The organism is Sphingomonas sp. 1185 (genome assembly GCF_040544655.1).
Lineage (GTDB): Bacteria > Pseudomonadota > Alphaproteobacteria > Sphingomonadales > Sphingomonadaceae > Sphingomonas.
This window is the reverse complement of record NZ_JBEPKL010000008.1, coordinates 99,290-114,612: the sequence shown is the minus strand read 5'-3', so window position 1 is coordinate 114,612 and position 15,323 is coordinate 99,290. Positions and strand designations below refer to the sequence as shown.

General features: G+C 69.8%; 13 protein-coding genes. 5 read left to right on the top strand and 8 right to left on the bottom strand.

The window, feature by feature from the left end; all coding sequences use genetic code 11:
* Positions 1-12 precede the first annotated feature (12 nt).
* Positions 13-885 carry a glutathione-dependent disulfide-bond oxidoreductase gene (yghU, locus tag ABIC44_RS08395; protein WP_354294811.1) on the bottom strand — a complete coding sequence of 291 codons (873 nt, stop codon included), beginning with the start codon at positions 883-885 and terminating at the stop codon, positions 13-15.
* Between the two features lie 76 nt (positions 886-961).
* Positions 962-2,476 carry an ArnT family glycosyltransferase gene (locus tag ABIC44_RS08390; protein WP_354294809.1) on the bottom strand — a complete coding sequence of 505 codons (1,515 nt, stop codon included), beginning with the start codon at positions 2,474-2,476 and terminating at the stop codon, positions 962-964.
* Positions 2,477-2,725: 249 nt separating this feature from the next.
* Between ABIC44_RS08390 and ABIC44_RS08385 the strand changes: the two genes are divergently transcribed.
* The 5 genes from ABIC44_RS08385 to ABIC44_RS08365 are packed head-to-tail and all read left to right on the top strand — an operon-like array spanning position 2,726 to position 8,303.
* Positions 2,726-3,625: a glycosyltransferase family 2 protein gene (locus ABIC44_RS08385; RefSeq protein WP_354294808.1), complete on the top strand. Its 900-nt coding sequence runs from the start codon at positions 2,726-2,728 to the stop codon at positions 3,623-3,625.
* Complete coding sequence (locus ABIC44_RS08380) at positions 3,600-4,400, top strand: ChbG/HpnK family deacetylase (RefSeq protein WP_354294807.1); 801 nt, start codon at positions 3,600-3,602, stop codon at positions 4,398-4,400. Before ABIC44_RS08385 ends, ABIC44_RS08380 begins: the two co-directional genes overlap by 26 nt.
* A gap of 30 nt (positions 4,401-4,430) precedes the next feature.
* Positions 4,431-4,964 (top strand): RNA polymerase sigma factor, encoded by a 534-nt coding sequence (locus ABIC44_RS08375; protein WP_354294806.1) that lies wholly within the window; start codon positions 4,431-4,433, stop codon positions 4,962-4,964.
* Positions 4,961-5,950 carry a FecR family protein gene (locus tag ABIC44_RS08370; protein ID WP_354294805.1) on the top strand — a complete coding sequence of 330 codons (990 nt, stop codon included), beginning with the start codon at positions 4,961-4,963 and terminating at the stop codon, positions 5,948-5,950. The genes ABIC44_RS08375 and ABIC44_RS08370 overlap by 4 nt, the downstream gene beginning before the upstream one ends.
* A 10-nt stretch (positions 5,951-5,960) precedes the next feature.
* Positions 5,961-8,303: a TonB-dependent receptor gene (locus ABIC44_RS08365; RefSeq protein WP_354294804.1), complete on the top strand. Its 2,343-nt coding sequence runs from the start codon at positions 5,961-5,963 to the stop codon at positions 8,301-8,303.
* Here ABIC44_RS08365 and ABIC44_RS08360 read toward each other — a convergent pair.
* Genes ABIC44_RS08360 through ABIC44_RS08335 form a run of 6 tightly spaced genes read right to left on the bottom strand, consistent with a single transcriptional unit; the run spans position 8,260 to position 15,223 of the window.
* Positions 8,260-9,168 carry a glycosyltransferase family 2 protein gene (locus tag ABIC44_RS08360; RefSeq protein WP_354294803.1) on the bottom strand — a complete coding sequence of 303 codons (909 nt, stop codon included), beginning with the start codon at positions 9,166-9,168 and terminating at the stop codon, positions 8,260-8,262. The genes ABIC44_RS08365 and ABIC44_RS08360 overlap by 44 nt on opposite strands.
* Positions 9,165-10,088 carry a polysaccharide pyruvyl transferase family protein gene (locus ABIC44_RS08355; protein WP_354294802.1) on the bottom strand — a complete coding sequence of 308 codons (924 nt, stop codon included), beginning with the start codon at positions 10,086-10,088 and terminating at the stop codon, positions 9,165-9,167. The genes ABIC44_RS08360 and ABIC44_RS08355 overlap by 4 nt, the downstream gene beginning before the upstream one ends.
* On the bottom strand, positions 10,085-11,161 hold the full coding sequence (locus tag ABIC44_RS08350; RefSeq protein ID WP_354294801.1) for a glycosyltransferase: 1,077 nt from the start codon (positions 11,159-11,161) through the stop codon (positions 10,085-10,087). Before ABIC44_RS08350 ends, ABIC44_RS08355 begins: the two co-directional genes overlap by 4 nt.
* Positions 11,158-12,072 (bottom strand): galactosyltransferase-related protein, encoded by a 915-nt coding sequence (locus ABIC44_RS08345; protein ID WP_354294799.1) that lies wholly within the window; start codon positions 12,070-12,072, stop codon positions 11,158-11,160. Before ABIC44_RS08345 ends, ABIC44_RS08350 begins: the two co-directional genes overlap by 4 nt.
* On the bottom strand, positions 12,069-13,208 hold the full coding sequence (locus ABIC44_RS08340) for a glycosyltransferase (protein ID WP_354294850.1): 1,140 nt from the start codon (positions 13,206-13,208) through the stop codon (positions 12,069-12,071). Before ABIC44_RS08340 ends, ABIC44_RS08345 begins: the two co-directional genes overlap by 4 nt.
* Positions 13,208-15,223, bottom strand: coding sequence for an HAD-IIB family hydrolase (locus ABIC44_RS08335; protein WP_354294798.1), 2,016 nt, complete (start codon positions 15,221-15,223; stop codon positions 13,208-13,210). The genes ABIC44_RS08340 and ABIC44_RS08335 overlap by 1 nt, the downstream gene beginning before the upstream one ends.
* Positions 15,224-15,323 lie beyond the last annotated feature (100 nt).

Genomic DNA, 15,323 nt, shown 5'->3' with positions numbered 1-15,323 from the left:
GATGGCAAGGGGTCAGCCCTCGGCCTCCAGCTTGTCCGCAGTCCGCAGCTCGAAATCGCTGGCGTCGTGGCGTTCGCGCAGCTGTTCGGACGGCTCGCCGAAGGTCCGGTTGACCATCCGGCCGCGCTTGACCGCCGGTCGCTCGGCCAGCTCGTGCGCCCAGCGCTGGACATGGGTATAGTCCTGCACCTGCAGGAACTCGGCGGCATTGTAGAGGCTGCCCAGCACGATCTGCCCGTACCAGGGCCAGATCGCCATGTCGGCGATGCTGTAGGCGTCGCCCGCGACATAGGCATTGTCGGCAAGCTGGCGGTTCAGCACGTCGAGCTGGCGCTTGGCCTCCATCGCATAGCGGTTGATCGCATATTCGATCTTCACCGGCGCATAGGCGTAGAAATGGCCGAAGCCGCCGCCCAGGAACGGTGCGCTGCCCATTTGCCAGAACAGCCAGGACATGACCCGCGCCCTGGCCGCCGGATCGGTCGGCAGGAAGGCGCCGAAGCTCTCGGCCAGATGGGTCAGGATCGCGCCCGATTCGAAGATGGCGAGCGGCTCGGCGCCGCGCCGGTCGACCAGCGCAGGGATCTTGGAATTGGGATTGATGCCGACAAAGCCGCTGCCGAACTGGTCGCCGTCCGCGATGCTGATCAGCCAGGCGTCATATTCGGCCTCCGAATATCCGGCCGCCAGCAGCTCTTCGAGCAGGATGGTGACCTTCACCCCGTTGGGCGTGCCCATCGAATAGAGCTGGAGCGGGTGACGGCCGACCGGCAGCTCCTTGTCGTGCGTCGCCCCGGCGATGGGCCGGTTGATCGAGGCGAACCGGCCGCCATTCTCCTTGTCCCAGGTCCAGATGGCGGGCGGGCTATAGGCGTCGTCACTCATGCGCGTCATGCTCCCTTTGCAGGTCCGGCGCGGCAGATGGGGCGGGGGCGGGGTTAAAACAACTGTCGCGTGACGTTTATTTCGGCAGGAGAACGAGCCGGTCGCGGCGGACGTACAGCAGTTCGTGCCGCCCTTCGCGCGGGACCGCCATCACCTGTCGATAGTCGCGGGCCAGCGCCCCGGCGATCAGCGCGTTCGTCGCGGCGTTCCAGGGCGAGAAGGGGTCGTCCAGCGTCACGATCGCGGGCGGGCGGCGGCGCAGGATGCGCGCCACCTCGGCCGTCTCGTCGATCCCGATCGCGCCGCGCTCGGCTTCATAGGCCAGCGAGGAGGGGAAGGCATAGGCGGTCGGCACGCATCCGCCCGACAGGTGATAGAGGCTGGAATCGCCCGCAAAGACATAGGGGCATTCGCGCCCGTCGACCGCCGCCATCGCGCGCGCCATGCGGCGGATGCCGTCGCCTTCGGACGGATCGTTGGTCGCGGCGTGCAAGGCGAACAGCCCCGCGCCGATGACGAACACCGCGACCAGCGGCTTGCGACCCATCGCGAAGGCCGGGGCGGCGGCAAGGCAAAGCGGCGCGATCAGCGGCAGCGCATAATGGTCGAAGAACGCCCCGATCATCGCGAAGGCGACGAGCGCGAAGCCCAGCCATATCCGGGTCAGCGTCAGCCCGACCGGCCCCGGCCCCTTGCGCCACGCCAGTACCGCACAGGCGATCAGCGGCAGCAGCTGCCCGCCGATCCCCGCCAGCCGCCCGACGATCTTGGCGGCGGGATAGCCCCTGCGCAGCGTGATCGAGGTGAAATTGGCGAACCAGAAGGCGTCGAACGAGGTTGGGCCGTTCAGCCGGAAATGCAGCACGACCAGCGCGGTCGGCAACAGCCCCATCGCCATCCAGAGCAGCGCCGCAACGACGAGGGGCACCAGACCGGCCCGCGCGCGCCACAGATACCAGAGATGCGCGAGGCCGAAAAAGGCGCCCTCGACCAGCGGGGTATATTTGATCTGGATGGCGATCCCGGCCAGCAGGCAGGCGATCACCCCGCTGACCATGATCGCGCCGACCGCCCGGCGCTCGGCCAGGCGCGGCAGGTCCAGCGTCAGGACCGCCGCCGCCGTCATGGCGAGATTGTAGAAGACCGGCGACTGGCCGCTCCCGCCGCTGAGCAGCGGCATCCAGAGGATATAGGCCGCCCCCGCCGCCAGACCGGCGGGCCAGGCCAGCGCCATCCGCCGCGCCGCCAGCCAGATCAGCCAGCCGGTCGCCGCGACGCAGGCGGTGCCGACCAGCTGATAGGCGAGGAACCCGTCGCCGGGCAGCAGGCGGAACCCCGCGAACAACAGGAACAGCCCCGGCGGCTTGCGATCCCACAGGTCGATATAGAGCCGTGCCCCGTGGAGGATACGGTCGCCGACCAGCAGATAATATTGCTCGTCGACATGCGCGACCGGATTGCCGAAATCGCGGGCGCGGACCAGCACCGCAAAGACCAGCAGCGCGAGCGCGGCGCCGAGCGGCCGGTTCAGGAAGGCCGCGATGCCGGTCGCGTGTGGCGTGGCGGCGGGGCGGGGAAAGGAAGGCGTCATCAGGGGCTTGTCCGGGCAGGCGGGCATGGCCCGACCGGGCCGTTGCACCGCCGCCGCATGTCACCGATCGAGGCGCGCGCGCAAAGGAAATCGTGACGGTTCCCATCCGGATCAAAAATTTATGTTGGGCCATGTCCGGATGGCGGGCCCCGGCATCGTCCTAAGCCATGGAGCAATCAGGCGTCGGTCCGAAACGGTCGATCCGGTTGCGACGGGGGTGGGTTCGAATTTCTTGAGTGGGGTGGGTTGATGCTGCTCGATGCGGAAGGCGCGGCCTGGCGGAACGCCAGGGCCCGGGCCGATGCGGGGATGATCGAGGACAGGGGGGGCTATACGGCGTCCTGCTGGACCATCGTCGTTCCCTTCTTCAACGAAGAGGCCGTTCTGGCCGCGACGCTGGAGAGTCTGGCGGCGCAGACGGTTCGGTTCCGGCTGGTCCTGGTCGACAACGGGTCGGTCGATGCCAGCGCGCGGATCGCGACCGAGACGTGCGAGCGGCTGGAGCTGGATCATGTCCTGCTGCATCAGGGGATGCCGGGCAAGATCAACGCGTTGCGGATGGGGCTGGACCATGTCCATACCCGCTTCGTCGCGACCTGCGATGCCGACACCTGGTATCCGGCGCATTATCTGGCGGAGGCGCAGCGGCTGCTGGAGCGGCCGGGCTGCGTCGTGGCGGGGGCCTATTTCATCGCGCCGGGCGACGGCGAGGTGGAGCGTCGGCGCGAGTCCGCCAATATCCGGCTCGCCGCGCGGATGCTGCCGCGTCAATGCCATGCGGGCGGCGCGGGCCAGGCTTTCCGGACCGAGGCGCTGAAGGCGGCGGGTGGGTTCGATCCGCGCCGCTGGAACTATGTGCTGGAGGATCACGAGGTCATCCACCGCGTCCTGCGCCACGGCACGATGCGCTATGCCGATGCGCTGTGGTGCGTCCCCTCCGATCGCGAGCGGGATCGGGAATCGATCCGCTGGACGCTGGTCGAACGGCTGGTCTACAGCGCGGCGGCGCCGGTTGCGGGGGACTGGTTCTTCTATGATTTCCTCGCCCGGCGGCTGAAGGCGCGGGCGCTGACCACCGAACGGATGCGCGAGCGCGCCTATCAGCATCTGGCAGGAGTGGTGGGTGAACCAGCTTATTCTGTGCGCTGACGATTTCGCCTTTTCCACCGAAGACAGTCTGGTCATCGCCGAGCTGCTCCGCACGGGCAAGCTGAACGCCACGAGCTGCATGACCGTCCGGCCCAACTGGATGGCGGACAGCGCGATGCTGCACGACGTGCCCGACACGGCGCAGATCGGGCTGCATCTGGTGCTGACCGAGGAAGCGCCGATCCACCCCAATGGCTTTACGCAAGGCGGCGTGATGCCGGGGATCGATCCGCTGACCCGGCTGGCGGCGCGCGGCAGGCTGGACCTTGCTGAAATCGCGCGCGAGGTCGAGGCGCAGTTCGACCGGTTCGAGACGGCGATGGGCCGCCCTCCCGCCTTTGTCGACGGGCATCAGCATTCGCACGCGCTGCCCGGCATTCGCCCCATCGTGCTGGCCACCGCCCGCCGCCGTGCGCCCCAGGCCTGGGTGCGGACCTGCGAGGATCGGGTCGCCGCTCTGCTCGGGCGGCCATGGCGCGGCAAGGCGATCGGCAGCGCCTATCACTCGCGCGGGCTGCGGCGCGCGGCCGAGGCGGAAGGGCTGCGCTGCAATCGCGGCTTTGCGGGGCATTACGGCTTTGACGGCCGCTTTGCCGAGGCGCTGCCGCGTTTTCTCGACAAGGCGGGGACGCAGCATCTGGTGATGTGTCATCCGGGGGCGGGCAAGCGGGCGGGCGACACGATCGCGGCGGCGCGGCGCGACGAGGCGGATGTCTTGCGTGCGGTTTCGGTTTCGGACATGGCAAGGGAGCATGGGCTGGCCTTCGCGGCCTGATATGAGGGTGTCCGGTTGGGTAGCGAGGCTTTGGAAAGCCAATTCCTGGAGGCGCGGCCCCTGCTGCGTCGCCTGTTGGCCGCCCGGCTCGGCTCGGTCGAGGAAGCCGAGGATGCCCTTCAGGACCTCTGGCTGCGGGTCGCGGCGCTGGAGGATGTCGAGATCGTCCAGCCCATTCCCTTCTTCTGCCGGATGGCGACCAACCTGGCGACCGACCGGCGGATCGCGGCCACACGGCGCGGATCGCGCGACGGCGCCTGGGAAGAGGTCCAGCCCCAGTCGGACGAATATGCCGATCCCGAACGGATCGTCGGCGCGCGCGACGAACTGGCGCGGGCGCATGCCTTGATCGCGGCCATGCCCGACCGGATGCGCGAGGCCTTCACCCTGTTCCGCTTCGAGGAACAGCCGCAGCGCGTCATCGCCGAGCGGATGGGGGTGACGATCAGCGCGGTCGAGAAGCTGCTGCGGCGGGCCTATCATTATTTGCAGGAAAATCGTGACGGGGGTGCGGATCGGTCGGGCCGGTGTCGTCAACATGGTGAAGGGAGCAGGGGGGCGTGACGCGGGACGAACAGGCGATCGATTGGCACATCCGGCAGCGCACGATGGACGCGGCCGATTGGGAGGCCTTTGCCCAATGGCTGGAGGAAAGCCCGGCCAATGCGCGCGCCTATGACGCGGTGGCGATGGCCGACCATGTGCTGACCGCGCCCGCCATGGCCGAGCCGGTCGCGCCCCTGCCCGAGCCGGTCCTGCCCGCGCCGGTCCTGCCCGAGCCGGTCGCGGAGATCGAATATGCACCGGCGGCCGCCAACGACAATGGGGGCTGGGGGCGCTGGTGGCTGATGGGCGGCGTCGCGGCGGCGGTCGCGCTGGTCGCGGGGCCGATGCTGATGACCGCGCGGCCCGATATCCGGATCGAGCAGACCGCGCCGGGCGAGCATCGCAGCATCGCGCTGAACGACGGGACGACGGTGGAGATGGCGGGGGGATCGCGTCTTCGCTTCGACCGGAACGATCCGCGCGTCGCCACGCTGGAAACCGGGCAGGCCCTGTTCCGCGTCCGCCACGATCCGTCCGCTCCCTTCGAGCTGCGTTCGGGCGACGTCACGATCCAGGATGTCGGGACCGTCTTCGATGTCCGCCGCACGGGCGCGCGGCTGGACGTGTCGGTCGCCGAGGGCGCGGTGTCGCTGGCGCCGAAGGGGCAGCGGATCGCGCTGGCGGCCGGGCAGGGGGCCAGCCTGGACGAAGCCGCGCATAGCCTGCGCCTGACGCGGGTCGATCCGGCCCAGGTCGGCGACTGGCGCGGCGGCACGTTCGATTTCGATCGCGAGTCGGTGGGGGCGATTGCCGGACGATTGCAATCCGCCTATGGCGTGCGCATCGCGGTGGAGGGGCCCCTGAGCGATCGCAACGTCACCGGGGTGATCCGGATGACGGGCGATGCCGATCGGGATGTTCCGCGGCTGGCGAAGCTGATCGGAGCGGAGTGGCGCCAAAGCGGTGGGAATTGGATTTTGCGGGCGTCGGAGGGGAATCGCTGACCATGGCCTGATGGCCCTGGCAGCCCTTGCCATGCCCGCCGCCGCCCGCGCGCAGCCGCAGGGCCATGGCGGTGCGGCGACCGCCCCGCGCCGGATCGTGCTGGCCCCCGCGACGCTGGATTTCGCGCTGCGCGAACTGGCGCGGCAGGCTGGAATCACGATCGTCGCGACCGATGACCGGCTGAACCGCGTCCGCACCGCGACGCTCCATCTCACCGCCACCCCCGCCCGCGCGCTCGACCGGCTGTTGCGGGGCACCGGCTATCGCGCGGTGGCGATCGATCCGACCAGTTTCCGGATCGTCGGGGCGCCGCGTATCGCGCGACCGGCGAAGATCGCGCATCCCAAAACCGTGCCTCCGCCCGCGACCAACGGGCAGGACATCATCGTCACCGCCAGCAAACAGGGCACGGCGCTGGCCCGCTATCCGGGCAGCGTCTCGGTGGTCGGGCGCGGTGTCACCCTGCCCGCGGGTTCGATCAACCTTAGCGACGTAGCGGCGCAGACCCCGATCCTCCAGACGACCGCACTGGGGCCGGGCCGCAACAAGCTGTTCATCCGGGGCATTGCCGACAGCAGCTTCAACGGCGCGACCGAGTCGACCGCCAGCCTGTATCTGGACGATGTCCAGATCGCCTTTGCCGGGCCCGATCCGGGACTGAAACTCTATGACATCGGCACCGTCGAGGTGGCCGAGGGGCCGCAAGGCGCGCTGCACGGCTCGGGGGCGATCGGCGGCATCATCCGGCTGACCTCCAACCCGGTGTCGCTCGATCGCGACGGCGGGCATGTCGAGATCGGCGGCGCCCTGACCGCGCATGGCGCACCCAGTGCGGATATGGCGCTGGTCGCCAATCTGGTGGCGATCCCGCAGACGTTGGGACTGCGCGTCGTCGGCTATCGCGGGGTGACGGGCGGCTATATCGACAATAGCCGCACGAAGCGGAACGACATCAACCGGGTGCTGACCAATGGCGGCCGCGCGACGCTGCGCTTGGCCCCCGGCGACGGCTGGCGGGTGGAGCTGGGCGGCGGCGCCCAGTCGATCGTCGCGCGCGACGCGCAATATGTGACGCACGAGGACTCGCTGGTCACGCGTGCCGCGATTCCGCAACCGTCCTGGAGCGATATGAGCTTCGGCCGTATCCTCCTGTCGAAGGATTGGGCGAGCGGACTGCAATTCGTCTCCGCCACCGGGCTGGTGGACGGCGCGTCGTTCGAAAATTTCGACGCCAGCGCGGTGGGGGCGGTCGAATCCTATCAGCTGTCGAGCGACAAGACGCTGTTCTCGCACGAAAGCCGTTTGTCGCGGCGCCTGCCCGGCGGGGGATCCTGGGTGGTCGGCATCAACCTGGTGTCGGACCAGTCGGTGATGGGGCGCTCGCTGACCATCCGCCAGGGCGTGCGGCCGGTGATCGGCGTGACCAACGTCACCCGTAGCGGCGCGATCTTCGGCGAGGCGACGCATCCGGTGACCCGGGCGCTCTGGGTGACGCTGGGCGGGCGCGTCACCCTTGCGCGGGTCGATGGCGAGCCGTCGATCACGCCGCGCAGCGGCCAATATGTGCGGGGGCGGTCGACCGCGCGGGTCGATCCGACCCTGGGCTTCACCTGGCAGCCGGGCGGCGACTGGACCCTGTTCGGCCGCTATCAATCGGGTTTCCGCACCGGCGGTCTGGCCGTGGCGGCGGGGGTCGGGCGGGTCGCCAATTTCGACCCCGACTCGATCGCGATGGTCGAGCTGGGCCTGCGCCATCTGCGACGCGGCGATACCGGCCTGTCCGCCTCGGTCAGCGTGTCGCGCGCCAATTGGCGATCGATCCAGGCCGATCTGCTCGGGCGCGGCGGCCAGCCCGCGACCAGCAATATCGGCGATGCACGGGTCGACGCGCTGGAGGGCTGGGCCGACTGGGTGCCGCAGCAGGACTGGCATATCAACGCCGCCCTGTTCCTGACCGACAACCGGGTGACGGGATCGACCGCGATGCTCAGCCGGGCGCGCAATCGGCGCCTGCCGGAGACGCCCAGCATATCGGCGCGGCTGGGGGTGATCCGCGACCTGCGGGTGGTGCCGGAGCTGACGCTGTCGGGGCGGATCGATGCGGCCTTTGTCGGCCCCTCCGTGCTGGGGGTCGGGGATTTGCTGGACGTGCGGCAGGGGGGATATGGCGTCGTCGATGCCGGGCTGACCGCGCGCCATGGTCGCTATGCGCTGGCGCTGACGGTCGACAATCTGCTCGACGAGCGCGGCAACCGCTTCGCCTTTGGCAACCCGATCCTGCTCGGGCGGCACAATGTCTCGACCCCGGTCAGGCCACGGACGATGGGGTTGCGCCTGAGCGCCGACTTCTGATCGCCTCGCGGCCATAGCGGGCAAAGCCTGCGAGGATATGGCGCAGGCGAAAGGCGTGGAAATGCCGGATCTGCGGGACGGGCCCGGCGAACCGCGTCGCCAGGTTGCGCAGGTCGTCGCCGATCGTGCGGGCGATCCGGGCGTCCCGCCACAGATGCTTGGCATACAGCGCCCCGTCGCCATAGCCATAGCCCGCCAGCAGCGCGATCACCTCGTGCGCGGCTTTCCGGCCGTGATGATGATCCACGACGAAACCGGGATCGTACAGCACCGGAATATTCCGCCCCAGCGCGCGGAACAGGAAATCGGTATCCTCGGCCGCGCGGAAGGGGGCGCCCGCGCCGAACCGCTCGTCGAACGCGCCGACCTTCTCGCGGATATCGGCGGTGAAGGCCAGGTTGGCCCCCATCACGAAGCCGCCGGGAAAGGCATCGCGGCCCGCGATCATCGGATGATCCTCCAGCTTGACCGTGACCGGCAGGTCGGACGGATCGCCCAGCAGGATACGACCGCCGATGATGACCGGGCCGGGATGGCGCGCAAAGGCGTCGGCCAGCCGCCCGAAATAGTCGGCATGGAGCACGCAGTCGTCATCGGTCATCGCGACGATCCGCCCCCGCGCGGCCGCCATCGCGACGTTGCGCGCCCGCGCGAGCCCGGCGCGGGGTTCGACCAGCAGTCGCACCGCAAAAGCCTGTTCAGCGGCCCAGTGGCGGACGATCGCGGCGCTGTCGTCGGTCGACCCGTTGTCGACCACGATCACCTCCAGCCGCGTGGACCCCGCTGCCCTCGCGATCGAGGCGAGCGTGGCGGACAGGCTGTCGCGGCGATTGCGGGTGCAGATCAGCAGGCTGACGTCGATCATGCCGTCATCGCCGCACCGATCAGCGCCATCGCCTCGTCCGGGGTGGCGGCCTGACGGACCAGCGGCGAACCATGGGTCCATGCGCCGATATAGGCGGCGACCTTGCCATAGTCATTGTCGAGCACGACATGCGGCAGCCCGAGGAGCAGCGCCAGGATATGACCGTGCAGCCGGTCGGTGACGACCTGTTCCCCGCGCGACAACAGACGGAGCCCGCGCTCCACCCGCGCCCGCGCCCGTGCGGTGAAGTCGGCCTCGGTCGGGGGCGTCTCGTCCAGCCAGTCCAGCGCCACCGCATCCGGGCTTTGCCGCAACGGCCGGTCGTCCCGCGCGGCGCGTTCGGCATCGGTCCGCAACAGCATCAGGCTATGGCAGTCGGGCGTGCGGGGGCGCGGCAGCGACCCGAGCCCGAAGGCGGAGTCGGGGGACAAGGCGACCGGACAATCGAAATGCCGCCGCGCCAGTTCCAGGCTGGCGGCATCGCGGACGTGCAGGTGGAAGTCGCCATGCCCGGCGACCAGCGCGGCGAAGCGGTCGCGATGGGCGGGATCGCGGAAATGGATCGACTGGGGCAGCTGGACGATGCGGCGATCGGGGAAATCGCGGATCAGGCTTTCGCGGAAATGCTGATGGTGCGGCCAGATATCGCCCAGATTGCCGCCGCCATGGATCAGGATCGGCCCGACCGGGCAGGCGGCGACGAAGGCGTCCGCATCGAAATCGTCCCAGCGCGACCCATAGGCCGGATCGCCCGCGCCGACCGCATGGAGCATGGCGATCTCGCCCAGCCAGATCGCGCTGTCGCCGACATTGGGATGGTCGGGAAAGTCGACCAGCGCATAGGGCTCGCCGGGCGCGACATGGTGGCGATACAGGTCGCGCAACGCCGCCTGCTGCCGGGCGATGACGTCCTCGCTCATGCGGCGCACGTCACGCGCGCGCCGGCGCAGACCTCCGCATAGAGCGCCTCGCACCGGTCGAGCCAGCGGTCGCGGGCGAAATGCGTCTCGACCCGGTGGCGGGCGACCGTGCGGGGAATAGCCCTGGCCGTGTCGATCGCGCGGGCGAGCGCCTCCACATCGCCCGCCGGGGCCAGGCACCCCGCCTCACCGACGACTTCGGCCGCCGCGCCTTCGTCAAAGGCGGCGACGGGCAGGCCGCAGGCCATGGCCTCGATGGCGACCAGGCCGAAGGGCTCGTCCCAACAGGGGGTGAAGAGGAAGGCCGAGGCCCGCCCGAGTTCCCGCGCCAGCGCGGGGCCGTCGAGATGCCCGCCATAGCGGATGCCGTCGCCGAGCAGGGGCTCCACCGCCGCCCCCCAATAATCCGGGTCCTCGATGGCGCCGAACAGGGTGAGGGCGATGCCCGCCTTGCGCGCGGCGAGTGCGGCCAGATGCGGGCCCTTATTGGGAGTGATCCGGCCGCACCACACCGCCTCGCCATTGCCCTGCGCCACGAAGGGCCAGGCGGCGGGATCGATGGCGTTGTGCAGGACCGAGGCTTCGGGCGGTGCCCCCTGCGGCCACCAGGCGGCGAGCTGGCGCGCCGAAGTGACGGTCAGCCTGTGGGTCGGGCCTGGGCTGGCGGTGACGAAATAATGGAGCGCGTCATAGGGCGGAACGTGCAGCGAGGTCACGGTCGGCGTCGCGGCGGTGCGGCGCGGCTCCAGCGGGAAGCGGTGCAGGCTGTTGTTGTGCACCACGTCGAACCCGCCGCGCGCGATCCGGTCGCAGGCGGCGGCGTAACCGGCATCGACATGCGCGATCAGCTCGGGCTTGCCGCGATGCTCGGCCCAGGGGAACACCGCCTCGTAATGGACGGGCAGCACCGGATCGAGCGTGAAGCGCGGGTCGCTGTCGCCACTGGCGAACAGCACCACCTCATGCCCGCGTGCCGCCAGCCCCTCCGCCAGATACCAGCCATGCGCCTCCATGCCGCCGAGAAAGGGTTGGCGGATCGGCTGGCGGACATGGGCGAGCAGCGCGATCCTCATGCCGCGACGCGGGACCCGGCGGCGCGCTCCTCGAGCAGGCGGATGACGCTGGCGGTATTGGCATAGGGCTGGTGGCTCTGCTGGCCGGTCAGCGCCAGATCCTCGTCATCCGGGCGGCGCAGGATGCGGATCGGGCGGCCGGGCGTGTCATCGATCAGCCCCATCAGGCGAAAGGCGTGCAGCCAGTGCCCCATGGTGCGATAGCCCCATTTCGCCTCGAACAGCTCGGCATTGCGCACCACGCTGTCGATATGGTGGACGGGCGGCATGTGGTGCGGATGATATTGGTGATAGGCGAGCCCGCCCTTGATCCAGGCGATCGGCACGCCCGCCTTGTCGACCACCTTGCCGAAGTCGGTGTCCTCGCCGCCATAGCCCGCATAGCGTTCGTCGAAGCCGCCGGTCGCCAGGAAGGTCGCGCGCCGCATCGCGAAGTTGAGCGACCAGAAGCAGCGATAATCGGCGCAGCGCTCGATCCCCTCGGGCGGGGGGGCTCGCCGGTCGGAGTGGCGGACGGCGATGGCGGCGAAGTCCTCGTACCGCCATTCGCCCTCAGTCGCGCCGCCGGGCAGATACATCACCTCGCCCATCAATAGCCCGTCCATCTCATCGAGACAGCGGTCGTAATCGGCCAGCAGTTCGGGCGTCGGGATGCAGTCCATGTCGAGAAAGACGATCTTGTCGCCGACGCACGCCTTGGCCGCCGCGTTGCGCGCGGAGGCGAGCGGCAGGTGCGGGCCCGACACCATCATCTGGCGAATGGGAAAGGGCGCATCCGGTAAGTCATAGGGCGCGTCCTGGATGACCGCGACGATCAGTTCGGCGGGCATGGTCGTCTGGCGGCTGAGGCCGAGGACGACGTTGCGGAGATGATCGGGGCGGCCCCCGGCAAGCGTGACGACCGAGATCATGAATGGGCTCCGCTGGGGGTGGGGGTGGTAAGGGAAAGTTCGACCGGCCAGAGCCGCGCGGCAAGCGCCTCCAGCCAGTCGGCGGCGTCCTGTGCGGGCGTGTCGGCGATCATCGCGCGCTGGAGCGCGGGGCGGTGGGTGGCGCGCGTCTCGGCCAGCGCCGCCGTCCAGGCCTGGGCCGAGGAGGGCAGGTGCGGGCGGACGCACGCCGCCCCCGCCGCCGCCAGCGCCTCGGCCTTGCGGTGCTGTTCGTCGAAATAGCGCCATTCGGGAATGGCGAGCCAGGGCCGGGCGGCGGCCAGGATCTGCTGGCAGGTGGTGTTGCCGGTCGAGGCGATGACCAGGTCGGCGGCGGCGACATGGTCGGCCGGATTGTCGACCCAGCCGCGATGCTCGATATTGCCGGGCTCGGTCGCGTGCCAGTCGCGCACGACCGGGCCGATGGTGATCCAGCGCGCGCCCGGACGGCTGCGCGCGCCGACGCCCAGCGGGGCCTGCGCGAAACCGCCGCCGCCGCCGCCGGAGAGGATGAGGATGACCTCTTCCTCCGCGCCGACGCCGATCCGCTGGCGCGCCAGCTCGCGCTCGGGCACGCGGGTGTCGACGCCCAGCCCGCCCGCGAAACAGGTCTTGGACAGCATCCCATCGTCCCATTCGGGCTGGGCCAGCGCCTCGTCGAACGCCGCGAGCAGCCCCGCCGCGCCGTCATAGGCCGCGCGGTGCCCGGCATCGCCCCGGTCGCCATGCTGGAGGATCTTCACATGCGGCACCGAGCAGATGCGCGACAGCTGCGCGATTTCCGCCGACACGTCGCAGATCATCAGCGCGGGGTCGGCACGGTCGAACCAGCCCGCGATCACCGCCATGGCATGGCGGATGCCCGGCCAGCCGAGCGGCGCGCAATGCAGCGTCTCGGGCGTCGGGACCCAGTCCATCGTGCCCGCCTCGGCGCCCGTCGGCTCGAACAGCGACGGGATGACGATCAGTTCGACCTGCGGGGGGAGCGGCGGGAAGATGTCGTCGCGCGCGCAGAAGATCGTGACCGGGCGTTCGGGCGGCAGCGCGTTCAGGATGGCGGCGCAGCGTTCGGCATGGCCGCGCCCCTGATGATGGACGAAATAACCGAAGGGCCGCATCACGCCGCGCTCGCGCGCATCAGCATCGGCTCGGTCAGCCCCAGCCGCTCCAGCCCTTCCAGCACGCCATTGGCATGATGCCCGGCGACGCGCAGCAGCCCGTCGCGCGGGGCCAGCCCGTCCAGCTCGTCGCTGGCATTGCCGACGACGATGGCATGGCCGCACGCCTCCAGCATGTCGACATCGTTGCCGCTGTCGCCCGCCGCGATGCAGGCGCCGACCGGCAGGTCCAGCCGCCGCGCATAGGCCGCGACCGCCGCCGCCTTGCCGCCCAACGGAGCGAGCACGTCGATCAGCCGCCCGTGCGAATAGACGACCTTGGCGGCCAGCCCCTGTTCGGACAGGACGGCGCGGACCCGTGCGGCATCCTCGGCGGTGCCGAAGAAGCTGATCTTGTGCGGCCCCGCCGTGTCGCGGGGTTGCGGGCGCAGGCGCAGCGGCTTGAGCGCGGTCGCCACCGCCTTGCGGTTCCACCCCTCGTCCAGCCGTGCGGCATAGACCGGGCATTCCTGCCATCCGCGCTGGCCCTTCAGCATGATGCGGGTGCCGACATCGGTGATGAAGGCGTCGGGTTCGGGCAGGCCCCATTGCGACAGGATCATCCGCGCCATCGCGAAGGAGCGGCCCGTGGCGACGACGAAGGGCAGGTCGCTGCCCTGTCGCCACTGCGCAAAGCCATGCGCCCCCGCCGGACAGCCGGTCAGCGTGTGATCGATATCGCTGGCGAGCAGCCCCGGCGCGCGCGGCAGGCGGGCATAGAGCGCGACCGACTCCGCCGCATAACGGCCCCAGTCATAACGCGCCGCGCCCTCGCGTCCCGCCCGGCTCATCGCGGCATGGCGATCAGGAGAGGCGATGATCGACAGGCAGGCCTCGGCGATGGCCGCCTCGTCGCGCGGATCGACCAGCAGGCCATGGCCCAGATGGGCGACGATCTCGCTGGGGCCGCCATGCCGGGTCGCGACCACCGGCACGCCGGCGGCGGCGGCCTCGATCAGGGTCAGCCCAAAGGGTTCGTGCAGCGCGGGATTGGCGAAGACGCCCCCTTGCGCGGCGCGGTCGTACAGCGCGGCGACATCGTGTCCGTCATGTGCAGGCGGCAGCGCGACATGGCCGCGCAAGCCGGGTGCGTCGACCAGCGCCTGCAACTCCGCCAGGACCGCGCGTTCCTCGGCCGAGCCGGGGCCGTCATGCTGTCCGGCCAGGATGACCAGATTGGCCGCGCGCTGGAGCTTGGGAGAGGCGGCATAGGCGCGGGCCAGCGCGGCGAGGTTCTTCTTGGCGACCGGCCGGGCGATGGCGAGCACGATCGGCTTGGCCGGATCGTCGAGCCACTGGTCCAGCCGCGCGGCCAGCGACGGTCGCAACGATGGCCGCGAGTCGCGGCTGGGCACGCCGGGCGGGATGCAGTGGATGCGCCCCGCGACGGGCGTGTCATAGGCATGGACCTGCCGATCGGCCTCGTCGCGGGTCGACACGATGATCGCATCCGCCCCGGCGATCGCGGTCCGCTCGGCGGCGATACGGGCATCGAGCGCGGGGCAGGAGCCCTGATGCGTCTGCTTGTCGATGCCCAGCGCGTGCGGCGTATAGACGAAGGGAATGGCGAAGCGGCGGCGCGCTTCGGCCGCGATGGCGGCGGCGTCGGAGAAATGCGCATGGATGACGTCGGGAAGCCGGGGCAGCCGTGCCAGATGCGCGCAGAACGCCTCGGTAAAGGCGGACAAGTCTTCGGCCAGCGCTTCCTTTTCCAGATAGCCGCGATTGGCGGTCGCGATCCGGTCGATGGTCAGGCGGGGCGACAGGCGTTCGCTCGACAGGCCATGCTCGACGGCCAGACCTTCGCCCTCGAACAGCCGGGTGACGATCGAAACTTGATGCGTGTCAATATTGTCGGCCTGCGCGGCGGCGGCATCAAGAATATAGGCAATATGACCGCCCGTATCGGCGGTGATACCATAATGGACAGGTGGCGATTTCAGGCATCCGCCAAGCGCCAGATGAACAATGATCAAGCTCGCCCCTTTCGTTGTAGAGGGACAACGTCGGATATTTTGTTTGGCTCCCAGAACGATGATGGAAACATAAGCTAATTTTCACGGGGAGATGCGGCCC

What these genes read in the sequence shown, in the direction of transcription:
- ABIC44_RS08345 (WP_354294799.1), bottom strand. Translation starts at nt 12,072, where the DNA reads ATGATCTCGGTCGTCACGCTTGCCGGGGGCCGCCCCGATCATCTCCGC.
- ABIC44_RS08390 (WP_354294809.1), bottom strand. Translation starts at nt 2,476, where the DNA reads ATGACGCCTTCCTTTCCCCGCCCCGCCGCCACGCCACACGCGACCGGC.
- yghU (WP_354294811.1), bottom strand. Translation starts at nt 885, where the DNA reads ATGAGTGACGACGCCTATAGCCCGCCCGCCATCTGGACCTGGGACAAG.
- ABIC44_RS08355 (WP_354294802.1), bottom strand. Translation starts at nt 10,088, where the DNA reads ATGAGCGAGGACGTCATCGCCCGGCAGCAGGCGGCGTTGCGCGACCTG.
- ABIC44_RS08350 (WP_354294801.1), bottom strand. Translation starts at nt 11,161, where the DNA reads ATGAGGATCGCGCTGCTCGCCCATGTCCGCCAGCCGATCCGCCAACCC.
- ABIC44_RS08385 (WP_354294808.1), top strand. Translation starts at nt 2,726, where the DNA reads ATGCTGCTCGATGCGGAAGGCGCGGCCTGGCGGAACGCCAGGGCCCGG.
- ABIC44_RS08360 (WP_354294803.1), bottom strand. Translation starts at nt 9,168, where the DNA reads ATGATCGACGTCAGCCTGCTGATCTGCACCCGCAATCGCCGCGACAGC.
- ABIC44_RS08340 (WP_354294850.1), bottom strand. Translation starts at nt 13,208, where the DNA reads ATGCGGCCCTTCGGTTATTTCGTCCATCATCAGGGGCGCGGCCATGCC.
- ABIC44_RS08365 (WP_354294804.1), top strand. Translation starts at nt 5,961, where the DNA reads ATGGCCCTGGCAGCCCTTGCCATGCCCGCCGCCGCCCGCGCGCAGCCG.